Source organism: Bradyrhizobium sp. 2S1, from assembly GCF_011516625.5.
In the GTDB taxonomy this organism is placed as follows: domain Bacteria; phylum Pseudomonadota; class Alphaproteobacteria; order Rhizobiales; family Xanthobacteraceae; genus Bradyrhizobium; species Bradyrhizobium septentrionale.
This window is the reverse complement of record NZ_CP147717.1, coordinates 9,147,781-9,165,534: the sequence shown is the minus strand read 5'-3', so window position 1 is coordinate 9,165,534 and position 17,754 is coordinate 9,147,781. Positions and strand designations below refer to the sequence as shown.

Below are 17,754 nucleotides of genomic sequence, written 5' to 3'. Positions count from 1 at the left end.
CAGGACTGCCGACATGACCAGTGACGAAATCGAGCTCAAGACGCTGATGCTGGCGAGCCAGCGTGGCGATGCGGCCAGCCACGGCGCGCTGCTGGCGAAGCTCGTGCCGCGTCTTCGCGGCTACTACAAGCGCAGGCTGATGGGAGCCGGGCGCAGCGCGGAAGAGGCGGAGAATCTGGTCCAGGAGACACTGCTGACGATTCATCTCAAGCGCCACACCTACGATCCCGAGGCCCTGTTCACGCCCTGGCTACACGCGGTCGCGCGCTACAAGCTGATCGACTACCTCCGCGCCAACAAGATGTCGCGGATGAATGTTCCGATCGACAACCGTGAGGATCTGATGGCGGCTGACGATCAGACCTCGACAGAGAGCACGCACGACATGGCGAAGCTGCTCGGCCGGCTACCGCGAAAGACGCGCCAGGCGATCGAGGCGGTCAAGCTGGAGGGAAACAGCGTCGCGGAGACCGCGGCACGCTATGGCATGTCGGAATCCAACGTGAAGATCAGCATCCACCGCGGCCTGCAGGCGCTGGCGTCCTTCATTCGCGGGGACCGCGACGCCTGAAGGCGGCCCTTCAATTTCCTGCGTGGCTTGATGCCGCGTTGCGGCCGAAATCCACCATCCTCACCTCGGCGTGATCGTGTAACCGGCCGACGAAAGGCTCCGTACTCCCTTACAGAAGCGCGCATGGAGCGCCCTTCACATGACAACGGAGCAGACAATGTCAACGAAGTTTACCAAATCCATTCTCGCGATCTCAGTTCTGACATCGCTGGTGGCGATGTCCGCGGCGGCGAATGCCGGAGCGATGACCTCTGGCACACGCGCTCACCGCGCGACCACGGCACAACATGCGCCGCGTGACGCCTACGCCGCGATTGGCTGGGCGGCCGAGCCCGCCGCCGGACGTGCCGTGGAAGTCAATTCGTGGCGCTATTCCGGCGGCCCGAAATCGTCCGTTCCGCCGTCCCGCGGTTTCTAGTGCGGGGCCCTGGCCGATCGGCACGGGCGTCGGACGACCAATCTCGACCGCAACCTGCTGCGCTGACCGAAAGAGGCGCTGGAAAGCGCCCCTTGTGATAGAGACGGGGACTTGACCTTGACGAAGGGAGCGTTCGTCAGACGGCCGGTGCTGGCGGAGAGCAGGTGATGAAGACCGACGATCTTGTTGTGGCGCTGAGCGCAGGAGTTGGCCCCGTCGATTTCAGGGCGGTCGGCCGCCGTATCGCGATGGCCGTCGCTGCTGGCGCGGCCATCTCCGTGGCGGCCATCCTGATCGGATTTGGGCCGCGCACGGGTCTGTCCAGCGTCGGCGCGTGTGCACTGCTGGGTGTGAAGATCGCCTTTGCCGCAGCCATCGCCGGCGTGGCGGCAATGTACCTGATCAGGCTGTCGCGCCCCGGCGGCGGGTCGAAGCCGGGCGCGCTGCTCGTCATCCTGCCGTTCCTGCTGATCGTTGTGCTGGCCGTCGTCAGCCTCGGCGCGGCGCCTGCCTCGCACTGGAATCGGATGGTCGCAGGTGACGCGTGGTTGGAGTGCCTGGTGTCGATCCCGGTGATTGCGGTCGTGCCGTTTGCACTGGCGATGTGGGCGGTGCGACAAGCGGCGCCGACCGATCTGCGCCGGGCGGGTGCATTCGCCGGCCTGCTCGCCGGCGGCATCAGCGCATTGGCTTATGCGCTTCACTGCACCGACGATTCGTTGCCTTTTGTCGCGGTCTGGTACGGTGGAACGATCTTGTTCTGCACGATCGCGGGCGCGGCGCTGGGGCCCCGACTGTTGCGGTGGTGAGTAACGCGCGGATTGGCCCTGTTTCGCGCGGACTGGGTTGAATCGGTGGCATCGGCGGTCCTATCCTGCTCTCCCAAAGGAAGATCAATGAGCGATTGCTGCGAGCAGAAAACCTCCGAGTGCTGTGCGCCACCGCCGCTGACGCTGCCGATGAAGGCTGGCGTGCGAGCAGAGGACCGCAATCGCGCGGCGGATGCGTGCGGCTGCTCGGGCGGCGTGCCGGTCTTTGACGGCCTCAACCCGCGCTACAAGCGCATTCTCTGGACCGTCATCGGCATCAATGGCGCGATGTTCCTGACCGAGATGGTCGCGGGTCAATTGGCCGGCTCGCAGGCGCTCAAGGCAGATGCGCTCGACTTCCTCGCCGATACGGTCACCTACGGCCTGAGCCTTGCGGTGATCGGCGCGAGCCTGCGCGTGCGTGCCTCCGCGGCGCTGCTGAAGGGCGCCTCGCTGAGCCTGATGGCGTTGTGGGTGTTCGGCTCGACCGTCTACCAGACGTTCGTGCTCGGCGTGCCGAAAGCCGAGGTGATGGGCGCAATCGGTGCGTTGGCACTCGCCGCCAATCTTGGGTCGGTTCTGCTGCTGCTGCCGTACAAGGACGGCGACGCCAATGTCCGCTCGGTCTGGCTCTGTTCGCGCAACGACGCCATTGGAAACCTCATCGTGATGGTGGCCGCCCTGGGCGTTTGGGGAACGGCCACGCCATGGCCCGATCTCGCGGTCGCCGCCGTGATGGCTGCAATATTCCTGACCTCGTCGGTGCAGATCCTGCGGCAGGCCTGGGCAGAGTATTGCGAGGGGGCGTTGCGCGGCGCGACGGCGGCGCGTGGTTGATCGAGCCGCCTGTGCTCCCTGCCATTGGCCGTGGCAGGGTACAGAATTCGCCTCGCATTTACCTTAAATGAGGGCGCCGGGGGAACGTCCGTGGCAGCCGCGCGTTGCTGTGCATCATTCGTGTGCAGAAGGCTCCCTCCATGACAGTCAACGCGGCAATACTGATGGCAGCCTTGGTGCTATCGGGAACCGTGTTGGCACAGAGCTCCGGCCCTTCGACCGGCGCGGCGGGGGCCGGGCAGGCGGCCAATTTGACCACCATCGGCCAGGCGCTGAACAGTAACACGAAGACGGGTGACAGCGGGCCGCCGATCGAGAGGGCGCCGCATCCCGCGAAGCCGGATGCTGCCGCGGCCGGCAACACGGTGGGTGCCAACCGCCCGCCGAAGCCCGACCGGCGCCTCGAGCATTATCCGTAGCCTGGGGCGACCGCAGCGGCCGCAGACTGGGCCTCAACATTATCTCCGTCGTCATGGCCGGGCTCGTCCCGGCCATCCACGTCTCTGGTTGCCGAAGCAAAGACGTGGATGCCCGGCCCAAGGCCGGGCATGACGAGTCTTAGGAGAGGGGGCTGCAATCTTGGGGATCTTTACGTTTCCGAGCGCGATCCAGCGCACCCCAGTCATGATACCGTCATGCCACGTCGGTTAGCGAAGGCGTTTGGTTGAAACGCGGCGGGTGGGAATGGCGAAGGCGGACCGGGCACGGTTCCTGGGAATGGATCGAGACATCGCCGGCGTCCTGCTCGTGCTGGCCATTGCGCAAGTGTTCGGGTGGGGGACCCTCGGCCTGCCGGCCATCGTCGGCCACCGGATTGCTGCCGACCTTGAGATCGCACTTCCCACGGTGTTTGCGGGCACATCGACCTTTTACGTCACCATGGGCCTGTGCGGCCCGCTGCTGGCGGAGCCGTTCCGGCGCTTTGGCGCGCGGCGCGTCATGATGACCGGCAGCGTGATCGCCGCGCTCGGTTTCATAGCACTGGCCTGCGCGCGCGAGCCGGTGCTGTATTTCATCGCCTGGACGGTCCTCGGCGCTGCCGGCAGCGCGGCACTGAGCACGGCCGCCTACATCATGCTGAACGAGGTGGCCGGGCGGAACGCGAAAGGCGCGATCGGCGCGCTGATGCTGGTCACCGGGCTTTCCAGCAGCATCTTCTGGCCGACGACAGCGTTTCTCGCGGAGGCCCTGGGCTGGCGCGGGACCTGTCTGGCCTATGCCGCCGCGATGGCTCTCGTCTGCCTGCCGCTCTACAGCTTCGGGCTGCCGCGCCGGGCGGTCGGCGAGGCGGCATCCGCATCGCCATCGGACCGGTCGGGGGCGCCGCCGCCGGCCGGCAGGAGCACGTTTTTTCTGGTGGTCGCGGCGATCGGGCTCAACGCCTTCGTCAGTTTCGGCTTCAGCGCGGTGCTGGTCGAGCTTCTGAAGGCAGGCGGTCGCGTTCGGCTCGACGCTCGGCGTCGTGCAGGTGTCGGCGCGCGCGATCGACTTTCTCGGCGGCGGTCGCTGGGACGGCATCACGACCGGGCTCGTCGCCGGCACGCTGCTGCCGGTCGCGATGCTGATCCTGATCGTCGGCCATGGCACCTATTGGGCGATCGCGGGCTTCATCCTGATCTATGGCCTCGGCAGCGGCGCGCTCGCGGTCGCGCGCGCGACGATCCCGCTGGTGTTCTACGACAAGAGCGAATTCGCCAAGGCGACCTCGCATATCGCGCTGCCGCTGAACCTGATCTCGGCGGCGTCGCCGCCGCTGCTCGCCTGGCTGCTGACGCGGTCCGGCAGCAATGCCGTGCTGGAGCTCGCGCTCGCCTGCTCGATCGGAGCACTCGTGATGCTCGCCATTCTCGGCCGCCGCCGGCGCGAGGTCGGGATCGCCGCCGCTTCGTGACAGATCGCAGGATGGTGATCCTTCGTCGCGGGCACGCTTCTTGCTTGACATTGGTTGTGATGCGGCAGCGCGCACGCTCACGACATGACCCGGGGCATTCACATGACCCAGCAGGTGATCGGCTTTGTCGGCTTCGGCGAGGCGGCGCAGTGCTTCGCGAGGCATCTCGCAGCCAAGGGGCGCGTGAAGGGTGGTTCCGCGCCGCTGGTGTTTTGCGACGGCAAGACCAACCGTCCGCCATATTCGGAAGCATTCCGGACCATGGCGTCCAATTGCGGGGTCGAGCTGGTCGACAGTCTGCCCGCGCTGATGGCGCGCGCCGACATCGTGTTCTCCGCGGTCGTGGTCGCGACCGCCGTGCCGGCCGGGCAAGCCATCGCCAGCCTGGTTCGGCCTGAAATGCTGGTGGTCGACGTCAACGCCTCCACGCCCAAGGCCAAGCGGCTGGTGGGCGATGCCGTCGCGGCGAACGGCGGTGCCTTCGTCGATGCCAATTTGATGGGCGCAGTCAGCATCTACGGCGCGGCGGTGCCGCTGTACTGTTCGGGCGATGGTGCCGCGCGCTTCGCCGAATTGTTTGCGCCCCTCGGTTTCACCATCGAGCAGGCCGGCCCCGAGGCGGGCACGGCGGCCGCGGTGAAGATGCTGCGCAGCGTGGTGACCAAGGGCATGGAGGCGCTGATCGTCGAGGCGCTGACGGCCGCCTCGCTCGCGGGGGTGCGCAGCGAAGCGTTGCGCGGCATTTGCGAGCCGATGGATGCGACGCGCTACAGCAAGTTCGTCGACATGTGCGTGCGCACCGACGTGCTGCATGCCGAGCGCCGTGCGGTCGAGATGGACGGCATCGCGGAGGGACTGCGGGAGATCGGCCTGCAACCGATCATGACGGAAGCCACCGCCGCGCGGCTCTGGACATCGGCGAGGCTCGGCCTGCGCGATGATTTCGCGGCACGCCAAGCCTACAGCGCCGACGACGTACTCGATGCCTATGCCGCAAGGGCGGCCGATCTGCCGCGTCCGTAATCGGTAGCCGGTAGCAACCATTAAGTCGCGGACGCCTGTTCGCGCCAAGGCGTTCCGCGCTGGATGACAGTGTTGGCATAGATCAGCAGCTTTCGCGCGCAAGCGATGAGAGCTGCGTTGTGGGCCTTTCCGGCTGCGGTTAGGCGTGTGTAGAGCACAATGAGGGCCTTGTTCCAGCGGAATGCCGCCGGAAGCGCCGCAGCAAACAGCGAACGTCGCAGCCGAGCCCGACCGCCGGCGATGCGCCGTTGGCCTTTATGTTGCCCACTGTCGTTGTCGAAGGGCGCGAGCCCCGCGAGGGCCGCAGCCTCCTCGCGGCTGACACGGCCGAGTTCGGGCATGCGGATCAAGAGCGCGAGTGCGGTGCGTTCGCCGATCCCGGGAATGCTGAGCACGAGGTCAAGGCGGGCAGCGAGATCGCGGTGAGCGCGTAGTTGCCTGGCAAGGTAACGGATCTGGGCGAGCCGCCGTGCCTTCAGCCGGGCAATGTCACCCAGCACCAGGCGTCTCAGCGCGGGCTGATCGATATGCTCCAGCCGGGTCTTGCAGCGCTTGATGTCGTCCTCGATCTGCTCGAGGAAGGTCAGATGTTCGGCCAGCTCCGCCAGGCGCGGATCGGGCGCATCTCTGACCTGCTCGATCGCTGCCGCGCAGGCGGCGATCAACACCGCATCCAGCACATCGTTCTTGGCGCGTCGCAGATGCACCCGGCCGAACGCCTTGACCTGGATCGGCTGCAGCACCAGCACCGTGAAGCCTGCCGCACGCAGGTGTTCGACCGCGCCGCGCTCATAGCCCCCGGTCGCTTCGATACCGATTCGGCTCACGTCAGCCTCGGCCAGTTTGGTCGTCAGAATACGCCATCCCGCCAGTGAGTTGGCGACCTGCCAATGTTCGGTCCGGCCGTGAACCGCAACATCGAGCTTGCTCTTGGACGTATCGATTCCAGCCGTCCTTGTGCTAGTCTGTGTCATCCTCGTCGACCCCGCCTTGTGAAGCGAACCTAACCGTTCCGGCAACCATCCGGGTCCGATGAAGGTGCTGGCGCGATCCTGCTACGGGGCAGCCACGAACTGCTCAGGATGGGTGCGATCCGATCGGCAGCGGCCTGTCGCGGTCGCTAACCGCGACAGGCCATTCCTCTCGGAATATGCCGACGATAACCGATCGCGTTATTACAAGGATGGGTAGAGCCAACGGGTCCGCGCAAAGCGCGGGCCCGATGATAAACTCCGCGAAACCCATCATCGACACCGCCGGCTTGATGTCAGGATGATCGGCCGCTCAGTAAACCAGGCCGGTGCCGGGCGGCTTTTCCAGCGCGGCGGCGAGCGAGCGATATTCGTCGCTGTTGGTGCCGGCGAGCTGGGCGATGCGGTTCAGGTGATATTGCGCCTGATCGCGGTTGCCCTGTTCGACCTGCCAGAGGCCATAATACTGCCAGGTGCGCACATGCGCCGGATCGGCCTTGAGCGCGCGCTCGTACCAGACCTGCGAGACCTTGTAGTCGCCGAGCTTGCGATAGGAGTAGCCGATCAGATTGGCGACGTCGGCACGGTCGTCCTGGCCGAGCGCCTTCAGCTGCTCGATCGCGGCGGTATAGTCGTGCTTGTCGTAGATCGTGGTGTAGGCGGTGCGATAGCCGGCGAGGAACTTCTGATCGTCGATCGCGGAGCTCTTGTCCTTTTTGGCCTTCTTGCCCTTGGTGGCGCTGCTGTCGGAGGCCGGCGGCGAGGGATTGTCGCTGCCTGCGGCGTAGGCCGAGATGACCGGCCCGGTGGCGAGTGTCATCGAGAGCACTGCGAGGCCCAAAAACTTCCAACGAAACTGCGGCGTCTTGCTCATTCCTGGTTGCTCCTGATCGTTCCTGATCGTGCTCGGTAATCCTACACCGAAGCCTGCTGACTTGAACACCCGAGGCTACAAAACATTCCCGGCCGATCCCACGATCGCGTGTTCCCGCGGCGTGGCGGGCAACATGACAAAGATGTCATTCACATGAATGAATTCCGTCAGCGCCCTTCAGAACGGGTTCAGTGCGCGGCCCATAAGGTCACGTGCATTGATCGGTGAGGCCGACCATCCGGCCGGAGACCTCTCGATCCCGAACAGGAGACCACCATGTTCAAGACGATTTCCGCCGCGCTGCTCGCCATCTCCGTGATCGCAGCGCCCGCGCTCGCCGCCGAAACCGGCAAGGTCGCAACGCCCGCGCCGGCGACCACGACTGCCCCGGCGACCAAGGCCGCCCCGGTGATAAAGAGCGAGCAGCTGCCGTCGAAGGTGCGCAACGCCAACGCCAAGATGGGCCACCACAAGCACTATCGCCATCACCGCCACCACAAGCACATGGGCATGCTGAAGGTGAAGTCGCCGAAGCATGCGACCGAGCACGTCTCCAAGCACGTTCTGGCGAAGGCCTCGATCAAGCACGTCGCGCCGGCCAAGCGCGGCTGATCCTGATCCGAGGGACGCAGTCCGCTCCACATTGCCCCGCTGCGCCCTCAGGATGCAGAACCGGCCCGTCCGTCCATTGCTTCCCCAATGGCGGCGGGCCGGAGTGCGTTCGGACTTCAGAAGACGCTCTGGGCCTTACGAGCCGTAACAACCGAGTTGCCCTTCCGCCGCCCGGCGGTCTATGAGACGCGACCGGGGACCCATGAGAAAGCGACGTTTGCGGATATCATCAAAACTGGCGGCGATCCTGCTGCTCTCGATTCCGCTCGCCGGCTGCCTCACCAGCGATGACAGCGGGGGCGGGCCGACGACCTTCACCGATGATCGCGGCGTGGCCAACCAGCCGTTTCCGGACCGGTACCGCGACCAGATCCTCGCCTTCATGCGGACCTACCTCAACAATCCGGTCGGGGTGCGCGCGGCGGCCATCGCCGATCCGGCGCAGCGCACGGTCGGGGGCAGGCTGCGCTACGTGGTGTGCCTGCGCTACAGCGCGAAGGATACCGACGGCAATTACCGGCCGGCGCGCGAGCGCGGCGTGCTGTTCGTCGACGGCCGGCTCGACCGCATCCTGGATAATTCCGCCGAGCCTTGCGCCGGCGCGTCCTACGCGCCATTTCAGGATCTGGAGAAGATGGCGCGCTGACCGCGGCGGCCTGTCGCGGAGCTGACCGGATCGTTAGCAAACCCCGATCACTTTTCGGGGAGCGCTGAACCTCAGCTTAGGCATTTGCGACATCCATACAGCCGAAATGCGGCTGCTTAACCGGTGAAAAAACCTTCTGTGCCAAGGAACAAACGGGCGTTGTTGCGACCCTGTCACAGCTCGGAAACATCACAGGTCTGGCACTGCCCCAAAGCAACCTAATTGGCGTCACGTTGTTTGGTTTAACAGCGCAGCGTAAGTCACGGGGATCAGAGATGAAGAAGTTTTTGCTCGGCACGGTCGCGCTGGCCGCTCTTGCGAGCCCGGCGTTTGCGGCCGACATCCCGGCCCGCACCTATACCAAGGCACCGCCGCCTACCGCTCCGGCGCTCATCTACAACTGGACCGGTTTCTATATCGGCGGCCATGTCGGCGGCGCGTTCACCGACGGCAACAACCTGATGGGCAGCGACGCGCGCTTCATGGGTGGCGTGCAGGGCGGCTTCGACTATCAGTTCGCCCCCAACTGGGTGATGGGCGTCGAGGCGCAGTACTCCTGGCTGCCGAGCTCGTCGAACAACGGTCTGGTGTTCCCCGCCGGAACGGTCGTGACCGGGAATACCGACCAGCTCGGTTCGGTGACCGGCCGCCTCGGCTACACCTGGGGCCCGACGCTGCTCTATGCCAAGGGCGGTTACGCCTGGCGTGACAACAACAACATCACGGCGTCGGTCGGCGGCGTGCCGGCGGCGTTCACGACCGACGGCGGCCACAAGGACGGCTACACGGTTGGCGCGGGCCTCGAATACATGTTCGCCCCGAACTGGTCGGCGAAGGCCGAGTACCAGTACTACAATTTCGGCAAGACCACCTTCACCAGCGGTCCGGTCGACATTGTCGGCACGAGCTTCCGGAACGACGAGCATACCGTCAAGGTCGGGGTCAACTACCGCTTCGGCTGGGGCGGTCCGGTGGGCTCCCGCTACTGATCGCGTCATCGTCGCATCGAGATCAAAGGCCGGCCGACCTTCGGGTCGGCCTTTTTTGTTGGCCCGACGCTTGCTTATTCAGCGGATATTCACGCCGGATCGTGCAATGCAAAAAATAATTCCTGCATTGCACGGAACTTTCATCGTGATGCGTTATTATGCGATCGCCGGGGCTGGTGGACAAACGAACATGCGTAGCTTTGCGTTAGGGCTGATCCTCTCTGCGGTCGCTGTGCCGTGCCTTGCCCAGACGATCCTCAAATCCGAACCCCTCGTCCTTGCGCCGTATGAAGTCGTGTTCGTGCAGGACGCGTCCTGCACGGCCGGCAAGGTGCTCAAGGTGACGGGGTCGATCCGGGGTCTGCATCGGCGGAAGATCTGCGTGTCGCTCGCGGCCGAACAGGCCTCGCTGGCGACCGCGACGCCGTAAGGGCGGGACGACCGCTTTTGCATCCGGCCGCGATGCGTGCCGGCCGGTCTGCTGTTTTTTAATTCAACCGCGGCTCCAGGCGCGCTTCGCGATCAGCATCGGCCTTGTTCTTGACCGGGTCCTCGTCCGGCTCCGCCTGGCAGGGCCGGATCTCATAGTTATTCTCGAGCAGCGGGCGGGGCGAGGACTGCTCCTCGCCGGAGACGGCATCCACCACCAGCCCCGATTTCCTGGCGAGCCTCCAGACATCGGCCTCGGTTGGATAGGCCTTGCTCAGCTTGGCGTCTTGATAGAACAGCGCGTATGGCATTCGTCGTTTTCCCCAATCCCCGACAACGCCAGCACCCGTCCCGGGTTTCAGGCAATATCACCGTTCCAATCACGGAACCGTGAGCGGGGTTCCGGGCCAAGCATCTGAAAATATGAGTCATTTCGGCCCTTTCGCCGGGGACCCTGAGTCCTTAACGGGTGGTAAACCCCGGAAAAAAGAATCCCCGGGACTCCACGGGTAGAATCGCCGGATGCTTTCCCCATGAGAGCGATCCTTCAGACCCCCCATGAACGCGTGCACTTCGTGCTCGCGATCGCGCTGCTCGCGGCCTGCGCCGCGAACGTGGCGCTAGTCTGGTCGTGGCTTTAGCGAAATTTGGCTCTAGCGACCTAAGCGAAAACGCCGTGGCCGCGCGACGGCTGTAACGATTGACGGCCCCTGCATTCCTTCCATCATTGTCGGCAGAACAAGCGCCCGCCGCCGCCTGCGCGGACGGGCCGCCATCGGGGAGCGAACATTGATCGAAACGCTGAAGGAACGGGTCAATTGCGACGCCGGCCTGGTGCGGCGCGGCCGCTACCTCACCACGACATTCCTGCTCGAGATCGGCGCGGCCGTCTGGCTGATTTCGATCCATGAGGGCCGGATCGTGTCGGTGACCAAAGGGCCGTTCGTGATGCCCTCGTCGTCCTTTGCGCTGCGCACCTCGGAGGCGGAGTGGGAGCGCTTCTGCGAGCGGCGGCCGCCGCCGGGCTCCAACGACCTGATGGCGCTGATCAAGCGCCGCGTGCTGAAAGCCGAGGGCGAACTGCAAATCTTCATGGCGAACCTGCGCTACTTCAAGGAGGCGCTCGGCAAGCTGCGCCGCGAGGGAGTGGCGGCATGAGCGTCAAATTCGAGCCGATCATCGGCCGCTATATGCAGATCGAGCTGTCCGGCCGGGCGCACCGCGTCTATGTCGAGGAGGCGGGCGAGGGCACGCCGCTGCTCTGCCTGCACACCGCCGGCGCCGACGGGCGGCAATATCGCGGCCTGATGAACGATGAGCGCGTCACCCGCAACCATCGCGTCATCGCCTTCGACATGCCCTGGCACGGCAAGTCGTCGCCGCCGCAAGGCTGGCACGACGAAGAATACCAGCTCACATCAGCGCAATACACGACGATGATCCTGGCGGTGATGGATGCGCTCGACCTCGACAGGCCGATCGTGATCGGCTGCTCGATCGGCGGCCGGATCGCGCTGCATCTCGCACTCGAGCATCCCGAACGCTTCCGCGCCATCATCGGCTTGCAGGCCGGCGCGCATGTCGATCCGTATTACGACCTGAATTTCCTGCACCGGCCGGACGTGCATGGCGGCGAGGTCGCGGCCGCCATCGTCTCGGGGCTGGTCGGGCCCGACGCGCCCGACAAGGAGAGGTGGGAAACGCTGTGGCACTACATGCAAGGCGGGCCCGGCGTGTTCAAGGGCGACCTCTATTTCTACAAGATCGACGGCGACATCCGCGCCCGCATCGCCGAGATCGACACCAAACGCTGCCCGCTGTTCCTGCTGTCAGGCGAGTACGATTATTCCTGCACGCCGGAGGAGACATTGGCGGTGGCAAGCAGCATTGCCGGCAGCGAGGCCACCATCATGAAAGGCCTTGGCCATTTTCCGATGAGCGAGAATCCGGGCGAGTTCCTGAAACATCTGCTGCCGGTGCTGGAGAAGATCGGCAGCCGCCAGAGCGCCGGTTCGCGCTGAGAAATCGCGTCAGAACAACAGCCGCGCCCCTCGACCGCGGGCGGCGCGGGTGACACACTGCGCATCCGCACGATTGGCGTGAACCGGTTGCGTAGGAGGTCTCGATGCTTCCGAAAGCTGAAGCAGCCTATTTCGCGATTGCCGACATCTCGGGCTATACGAACTTCCTCGCAGCGGTCGAACTCGACCATGCGCAGGACATCATCGCCGATTTCATGGACGCGGTGGTGAAAGCGCTGCGCCCGCCATTTCGCCTCGCCAAATTCGAGGGCGACGCCGCGTTCGTCTACACCACCGCCGAGACAATCGACGGATCGCTGCTGCAGGACGCGATCGAGGGCGCCTATTTCAAGTTCCGCCGGCGCCTGCGCAGCGTTAGCCAGGCCTCGGCCTGCGAGTGCCGGGCCTGCGTCGCGATGGGCGATCTCGATTTCAAATTCGTCGTCCATCATGGCGAGATGGTGAAGCAGAAGATGGGCGGGCGGGAAGAGCTCGCCGGGCGCGACGTCATTCTGGTCCACCGGCTGCTCAAGAACACGGTTTGCGACAAGGTCGGCGGGTGCGCCTACGCGCTCTACAGCGACGCGGCGATCCGCGCCATGGGCGTCGATCCGGTGGCGCAAGATCTCATCGCGCATCACGAAACCATCGGCATCATCGGCGATGTGACGCTGTGGGTGCGCGATCTCGAGGCGGCCTGGCAGCAGGACGACGCGCAAAGGCGGATGGAGGTGACGCGCGCCGACGCCCACGCCATGCTGGAGTTCGATATCGCCGCGCCCCGGCAGAGGGTGTGGGAATTTCTCACCGTGCCCGGGCAGTGGCAGCAATGGTGGGACGCCGACACCATTGTCGAGGAATCCGGCAAGGGACGGCGCGGGGTCGGCACCAAAAATCACTGCATGCACGGCAACCATACCGTCGTCGAAGAGTTGCTCGATTGGCACCCGGCCGACTACTTCACGGTGGGCATCGCGCTTCCGGTCCCCGACGCGCCGCGGATCGTGATGACCCGCGCCGTTCTGGACGGTCCAGACGGAACGACGCATCTGGAGCTGCGGCTCGCCAAGCCGAAGCCGAAGGACAGGGCGTTCGTCGACGGCGCCCTGGCCAAATACGCCGAGCGCATGACCCGGGCGATCGCCGGCTTGCGATCGATGCTGGAAGGAAAGCAGCCTGCTTCCGATGCCATGGAAGAGCCGGCGCTGACGCGATCGAGCGGACGCTTCCTGACCGATCCGGTGAAATCGGGCGCGCCGCGCTGAAGTCCAATCGACCCCGGCGGACAAGCGCGGGGGGCAAGGCCATCAGGTGAACAGGTCGCTGGTTACTTGCCGGAGCGCGGCAGCTCGCTGTTGTCGCGGATCGCGGCGCGCACCTTGGCCATCGTCGTGGTGCAGTATTCCTCGCGCTCCTTGAGGAAGCGCTGCTGCTGGGCGCGGAAATTGGCAACCCGCTCGCGCACCTCGGACCCGAAGTCGCCACTGATGTCGAGTTTTGCGAATTGCGGCGGCTGCGCCGGCGACGGCGGGACTTCGACGACGGTCACTGCCAGAGGCGGCGGAGCCGGCGGCAGGCCCTCGATCACGGTCGGCACGGGGAGCGGCGGCGGGACGGCCGCGGGCCGCGTCTCGGCCGCAGGCTTGGGCTTGATGTCGAATGTGGCGATGGCCTCGGCCAAGGCCTCTGCAGCGGCGGCGAGTGCCGGCGTGGCGGGTGCGGGCGCAATAGCAGGCGGCGCGGCGGTCTGCTGGGCGGCCGGTGGCGCTGATGTCCGCGGGGCAGGCGTCGGCATCCCGGCGTCGGGCTGCTTGCCCTTCACCGACTCCACGAAAGCCATTGTCTGCGCGATCAGGAGATCGCGTTCCTTCATCCACTTCATGGCGCACCTTGAGCGGGCGGATTGCAGCAGAGCAACCGCGCGGAATCAAGCACTCGCCATCATGATGGTTGACGAAGACGCCTGTTTTGCAGGCGCGGTGACAAAATTGTGACGTACCCGGCGTGCGAGGCGGGTCAGCGCTGGCGGGGGCTGGTGTTCGGGACGAACGGGGTGCCGACGATCCGGACCGGCGTCAGGTCAGGGGCCGGCACCTGATTGGGGGCCGGCCTAACCGCGGCATTGGCCGGCGGAGATGCCGGATCCACCACCGCAACGGCGCCGGCGGCAGCCATGCTGAGCAGTGTGAACGTGCCCAGAAGGAGCATGTTGCGGTTGGGTTCGCGTAGCCTCATGCGAGGAAAATCGCGTGAGGGGGCTTAATGTTCCGAACAAATCCTCAGGCGGTTTCGCGTGGATTTGGCGCGGCGCTCAGAGAGCGCGTCAGGAGCGGACCTGAAGGCCTTGGGCGTGCTGATCAGGGGACGAGCCGGCGGGCGGGCGCAGCATCGCGACGGGGTGGGGCTCAGTCTAGTGCGCGGCGGCCGGCGCTGGTTCGGTGCTGCGGGCCTCGATGAGGTCGGCGTAGCGGCCATACTCCTCGGCCATTTCGAGCAGCTGCTGGCGGACCGTGGCGTCGGTGACCTGGCGGGCCAGCCGTCGTGCCTGATCGGACTGGAAGCGGTAATGTGCTGTATCGGACATGGGATGGCTCCTCACATATGTGTAAGGGCCATCAGGCAAAGGTTCATCAAGCCGTCATTGACGGGAAGGCGTCCTTCAAGGGAAGGCGCTATTGAAGGGTCTGTGAGCGATCGGTCAGCGCGGCCGGGGCTGCGTGCCCCGCCTTGTCCTCGCGGACCTCGACCTCGAACCAGCCCATCTCCTTCAGCTCGCGCGCCTTCTTCTCGGCCGCATCTTCGCTGTCGCGCTTCAGCACGATCTGGCTGGTGCCATCACGGGCAAGGATCAAATAGGTCATTGGCTGAGTCCCATCCCGCATTCTGCATACCCCATTCTGGGCCGCAAGGACAGAAACAAGGCGGAGGATGGGTGATCCTACGGGAATGATCCCACGATTCCTGCCAAGGCGCAGGGCGTCGCGGGTGTTTCCGAACCGGCCCTCCGGCAAGGGCCGGTCTGGAGGGCGATCGAGCCTAGCGCTTCACCACCGTTTCGATATGGCGGTTTCTGTCGTCCCACCGGCCGCTCTGCAGACAGCTCTGACGGTAGCTGTCGCAGACGGCGAGATCGCCGCCATGGGTGCGATTCCAGCTCTTGCAGGTCGACGCGATGTAGGAGCAGGTGCATTTGCCCGACGCGCACTGACGCTCGACAGCGCCAAGCTGACCAGCCGCAGCGGCTTCGTCAGCAGGCCGCGATGCTTGCTTCGTCTTTTTCTGCCTGGCGGTGCATGCCTGCAATTCGGCGTGGCGCTGGCCGTTGTCCATCGCGCCTTGGGGCTCCCGCATGCAGGACGATGCGCAGCACGCGGCCGAGTAATCGAACTGGTTGGTGTAGCGAGACGGGAAGGCGAACGGTCACCGCGGGGATGGTGTGGGGACTTGATCCTCGCAGGCAGTGGGATCCTGCGTGGGGATCCAACTCCCGCTGCTGCACTGGAGGCCGCGACCTCCGCCGAGGCAGATGAGGGCTCCCTGGGAATAAAACGCGTTGTTGTAGACACAATTCCTCGTCATGGAATCGATCTTCTGGGGGTCCGGCAGGAAGATGTCCTGCGCCGATGCGACACGCGACATCATGCAGGCGATGACGGCTATTGCCAAAGCTGATCTCCTCATTCGCGCTCTCCTTCTCAGCAATCGGGAATCTTGAGATGGCCGCGGTGAGGCGGATCGCCGGAAGGTAATTGTTTCGTATGACGGCTCAGCGTCGGTCGGCGCGTAGCATGCAGCGGGGGGCCGTCAGCGCGATCGATGATGTGAAGCGCCGGCGGACAACCGGGAAACTACGGCCTCCTGTGTACGTTGTGGGTAAGCCGCAAGGCGCTTTGATTGAGCCGCAAATAAATGCTCGGCTTGGTCCAACACAACTCGGCTTAAGCCGAGTCTATCTGGATGGAGGACTCGATGCCCAGGCACTTCGGTTTGAAGGCAACAACGGCGGCAGGACGGTCGGCGTTCACGGGGTCATCAAGAGACTTGCAGGAGCGGACTGCATCGGCGGCGGCGTCGAAGGGCCATCCTCCGGCCAGTCCTGCAGCGACAAGGCTCGCGTCCCCAAACTCGGAGCTGCCGTATTCTCCTGCGAGCTGGCGGGGCTGCCGTGGTCGGCGGACGATCTCGGTCAGCTGAGGTCACTTCCCGATGAAGGCCGGCGCAAAGAAACTACGCGCCGAAGCCGACTATGCCGACCAGATCGCCAGAAGCGCTACAGACCAGAAGAAGCTAGAACTGTACGAACGCCTCGCTGCCCACTTTAGGAATCTGGCTGTGGAAATCGATAAGGCGATGGCAGATCGCTCGGGGTAAGGCCGCGTCAGTTGGCGGTCTACAGAGCTGGCTCCGCAAATTCGGACAGTAGCTTGAGTGGATTTTCTGCCTGACAGCGGCGAGGATTCTTGCCGCGAATCAGGAGCGAAGATGACGAAGAAGAGCCGCCGGATGCATTCTCCGGCATTCAAGGCGAAGGTTGCTTTGGCTGCGGTCAAAGGCGACAAGACGCTGGCGGAGCTGGCGCAACTGTTTGATGTTCATCCGAACCAGATCACGATCTGGAAAAACCAGCTCCTGGAAGGCGCCGCCGGCGTGTTTGGGCATGACAAGGCGTCGGCCGAGACGCCGGTCGATTTGAAGGCGTTACATGCCAAGATCGGCGAGCTGGCGTTGGAAAACGATTTTTTGTCCGGCGCGCTCACCAAGGCGGGCCTGCTGAGCGCAAAGCGATGATCGACCGCGGTCATGATCTTTCTATCGTGCGCCAGGCGAAGGTCCTGAAGCTGGCTCGCAGCACGGTCTACTATGAACCTCGGCCAGTTTCGGCCGAGGACCTTGCCTTGATGCGTCGGCTCGATGAGCTGCATCTCGATTATCCCTTCGCGGGAGCGCGTATGCAGCGATCGTTGCTGCGGCGGGAGGGCGTATACGCCGGTCGCCGCCACATCGCGACGCTGATGAAGCGCATGGGGATCGAGGCGGTCTATCGTCGCCCGAACACGAGTAAGCCGGCACCGGGTCACAAGATCTACCCGTACCTGTTGCGCGGATTGAAGATCGAGCGGCCCGACCAGGCGTGGGCAATGGACATCACCTACATTCCGATGCGGCGTGGCTTCGTCTATCTCGCGGCGGTCGTCGATGTGTTCAGCCGACGGGTCCTGGCCCATCGCGTCTCGATCACAATGGAGGCGGCCTTCTGCGTCGAAGCGGTCCAGGAGGCGTTGGCGAAGCACGGCAGGCCCGAGATTTTCAACACGGACCAGGGCAGCCAGTTCACCAGCCTCGAGTTCACCGATGTGCTGCTGGACGCGAAGATCGCCATCAGCATGGACGGCAAGGGCGCCTGGCGCGACAACGTGTTTGTCGAGCGGCTCTGGCGCACGGTCAAATACGAAGAAGTTTATCTCCGCGCCTACGACAGCGTGTCCGAGGCGCGAGCGTCAATTGCCAAGTATCTGGCCTTCTACAATCAGGGACGCCCTCACTCGAGCCTTGACGGGCGCACGCCCGACGAGGCTTACTTCGGCACGCAAGCTATGGTGATGGCCGCATGACCGTCGCCGACGATTTTGTCGTCGCTCTGGTCGGGCTACGCCCTCCCGACG

Annotated in this window: 23 protein-coding genes and 1 pseudogene; 17 read left to right on the top strand and 7 right to left on the bottom strand. The window is 64.8% G+C overall.

Features of this window, described 5'->3' with window-relative positions; genetic code table 11:
- The first annotated feature begins 13 nt into the window (after window positions 1-13).
- From HAP54_RS43870 to HAP54_RS43840, 7 genes and pseudogenes are all read left to right on the top strand, one after another.
- Window positions 14-571 (top strand): sigma-70 family RNA polymerase sigma factor, encoded by a 558-nt coding sequence (locus HAP54_RS43870; protein WP_166297611.1) that lies wholly within the window; start codon window positions 14-16, stop codon window positions 569-571.
- A gap of 139 nt (window positions 572-710) precedes the next feature.
- Complete coding sequence (locus HAP54_RS43865) at window positions 711-989, top strand: hypothetical protein (protein ID WP_166297609.1); 279 nt, start codon at window positions 711-713, stop codon at window positions 987-989.
- Between the two features lie 167 nt (window positions 990-1,156).
- Window positions 1,157-1,798 (top strand): DUF1109 domain-containing protein, encoded by a 642-nt coding sequence (locus tag HAP54_RS43860; RefSeq protein ID WP_166297607.1) that lies wholly within the window; start codon window positions 1,157-1,159, stop codon window positions 1,796-1,798.
- An 87-nt stretch (window positions 1,799-1,885) separates the two neighbouring features.
- A complete protein-coding gene (locus tag HAP54_RS43855; RefSeq protein WP_166307025.1) occupies window positions 1,886-2,635 on the top strand; it encodes a cation transporter in 750 nt (249 codons plus the stop codon).
- Between the two features lie 140 nt (window positions 2,636-2,775).
- Entirely contained in the window at window positions 2,776-3,054 is a 279-nt protein-coding gene (locus HAP54_RS43850; RefSeq protein WP_166297605.1) for a hypothetical protein, read from the top strand.
- 265 nt (window positions 3,055-3,319) lie between these two features.
- Window positions 3,320-4,526, top strand: a pseudogene (locus tag HAP54_RS43845) (MFS transporter).
- Window positions 4,527-4,610: 84 nt separating this feature from the next.
- Complete coding sequence (locus tag HAP54_RS43840) at window positions 4,611-5,549, top strand: NAD(P)-dependent oxidoreductase (protein ID WP_224741527.1); 939 nt, start codon at window positions 4,611-4,613, stop codon at window positions 5,547-5,549.
- 20 nt (window positions 5,550-5,569) lie between these two features.
- Here the strand turns inward: HAP54_RS43840 and HAP54_RS43835 are convergent, their stop codons facing one another.
- On the bottom strand, window positions 5,570-6,523 hold the full coding sequence (locus HAP54_RS43835; RefSeq protein WP_166297397.1) for an IS110 family transposase: 954 nt from the start codon (window positions 6,521-6,523) through the stop codon (window positions 5,570-5,572).
- Window positions 6,524-6,833: 310 nt separating this feature from the next.
- Window positions 6,834-7,394 (bottom strand): tetratricopeptide repeat protein, encoded by a 561-nt coding sequence (locus HAP54_RS43830; protein ID WP_166297603.1) that lies wholly within the window; start codon window positions 7,392-7,394, stop codon window positions 6,834-6,836.
- Window positions 7,395-7,670: 276 nt separating this feature from the next.
- On the opposite strand from HAP54_RS43830, the gene HAP54_RS43825 reads away from it, so the two are divergent.
- The 4 genes from HAP54_RS43825 (at window position 7,671) to HAP54_RS43810 (ending at window position 10,071) form a co-directional block, all read left to right on the top strand.
- A complete protein-coding gene (locus HAP54_RS43825; RefSeq protein WP_166297601.1) occupies window positions 7,671-8,006 on the top strand; it encodes a His-rich protein BRANT in 336 nt (111 codons plus the stop codon).
- Between the two features lie 202 nt (window positions 8,007-8,208).
- Window positions 8,209-8,652, top strand: coding sequence for a hypothetical protein (locus tag HAP54_RS43820; RefSeq protein WP_414646168.1), 444 nt, complete (start codon window positions 8,209-8,211; stop codon window positions 8,650-8,652).
- Between the two features lie 275 nt (window positions 8,653-8,927).
- A complete protein-coding gene (locus HAP54_RS43815; protein ID WP_166297599.1) occupies window positions 8,928-9,641 on the top strand; it encodes an outer membrane protein in 714 nt (237 codons plus the stop codon).
- Between the two features lie 148 nt (window positions 9,642-9,789).
- On the top strand, window positions 9,790-10,071 hold the full coding sequence (locus HAP54_RS43810; RefSeq protein ID WP_224742002.1) for a DUF6719 family protein: 282 nt from the start codon (window positions 9,790-9,792) through the stop codon (window positions 10,069-10,071).
- 58 nt (window positions 10,072-10,129) lie between these two features.
- Here HAP54_RS43810 and HAP54_RS43805 read toward each other — a convergent pair whose 3' ends face one another.
- Complete coding sequence (locus tag HAP54_RS43805) at window positions 10,130-10,381, bottom strand: hypothetical protein (protein ID WP_166297597.1); 252 nt, start codon at window positions 10,379-10,381, stop codon at window positions 10,130-10,132.
- A gap of 478 nt (window positions 10,382-10,859) precedes the next feature.
- Here HAP54_RS43805 and HAP54_RS43800 point away from each other — a divergent pair, with 478 nt between their 5' ends.
- The 3 genes from HAP54_RS43800 to HAP54_RS43790 all read left to right on the top strand — a co-directional run bounded on the left by HAP54_RS43800 (window position 10,860) and on the right by HAP54_RS43790 (window position 13,356).
- Complete coding sequence (locus tag HAP54_RS43800; protein ID WP_175619312.1) at window positions 10,860-11,228, top strand: hypothetical protein; 369 nt, start codon at window positions 10,860-10,862, stop codon at window positions 11,226-11,228.
- Entirely contained in the window at window positions 11,225-12,091 is an 867-nt protein-coding gene (locus HAP54_RS43795; protein ID WP_166297595.1) for an alpha/beta fold hydrolase, read from the top strand. Before HAP54_RS43800 ends, HAP54_RS43795 begins: the two co-directional genes overlap by 4 nt.
- Before the next feature lie 104 nt (window positions 12,092-12,195).
- Window positions 12,196-13,356 carry a DUF2652 domain-containing protein gene (locus HAP54_RS43790; protein WP_166297593.1) on the top strand — a complete coding sequence of 387 codons (1,161 nt, stop codon included), beginning with the start codon at window positions 12,196-12,198 and terminating at the stop codon, window positions 13,354-13,356.
- A 62-nt stretch (window positions 13,357-13,418) separates the two neighbouring features.
- Here the strand turns inward: HAP54_RS43790 and HAP54_RS43785 are convergent, their stop codons facing one another.
- The 4 genes from HAP54_RS43785 to HAP54_RS43770 form a co-directional block, all read right to left on the bottom strand.
- Entirely contained in the window at window positions 13,419-13,973 is a 555-nt protein-coding gene (locus HAP54_RS43785) for a hypothetical protein (protein WP_166293454.1), read from the bottom strand.
- Window positions 13,974-14,501: 528 nt separating this feature from the next.
- Window positions 14,502-14,675, bottom strand: a complete 174-nt coding sequence (locus HAP54_RS43780) for a hypothetical protein (RefSeq protein WP_166297591.1) — start codon at window positions 14,673-14,675, stop codon at window positions 14,502-14,504.
- A gap of 88 nt (window positions 14,676-14,763) precedes the next feature.
- Window positions 14,764-14,952: a hypothetical protein gene (locus HAP54_RS43775; protein WP_166297589.1), complete on the bottom strand. Its 189-nt coding sequence runs from the start codon at window positions 14,950-14,952 to the stop codon at window positions 14,764-14,766.
- 175 nt (window positions 14,953-15,127) lie between these two features.
- Window positions 15,128-15,421, bottom strand: coding sequence for a hypothetical protein (locus tag HAP54_RS43770; protein WP_166297587.1), 294 nt, complete (start codon window positions 15,419-15,421; stop codon window positions 15,128-15,130).
- A gap of 247 nt (window positions 15,422-15,668) precedes the next feature.
- Between HAP54_RS43770 and HAP54_RS43765 the strand changes: the two genes are divergently transcribed.
- From HAP54_RS43765 to HAP54_RS43755, 3 genes are all read left to right on the top strand, one after another.
- Window positions 15,669-15,806: a hypothetical protein gene (locus HAP54_RS43765; RefSeq protein WP_166297585.1), complete on the top strand. Its 138-nt coding sequence runs from the start codon at window positions 15,669-15,671 to the stop codon at window positions 15,804-15,806.
- A 491-nt stretch (window positions 15,807-16,297) separates the two neighbouring features.
- Complete coding sequence (locus tag HAP54_RS43760; RefSeq protein WP_166297583.1) at window positions 16,298-16,462, top strand: hypothetical protein; 165 nt, start codon at window positions 16,298-16,300, stop codon at window positions 16,460-16,462.
- Window positions 16,463-16,573: 111 nt separating this feature from the next.
- Window positions 16,574-17,703 (top strand): IS3-like element ISRj2 family transposase gene (locus tag HAP54_RS43755; protein WP_166204126.1). Its coding sequence is split into 2 segments (ribosomal slippage): window positions 16,574-16,826 and window positions 16,826-17,703, totalling 1,131 coding nucleotides; the frame shifts between segments, so codons are not numbered across the junction.
- Window positions 17,704-17,754 lie beyond the last annotated feature (51 nt).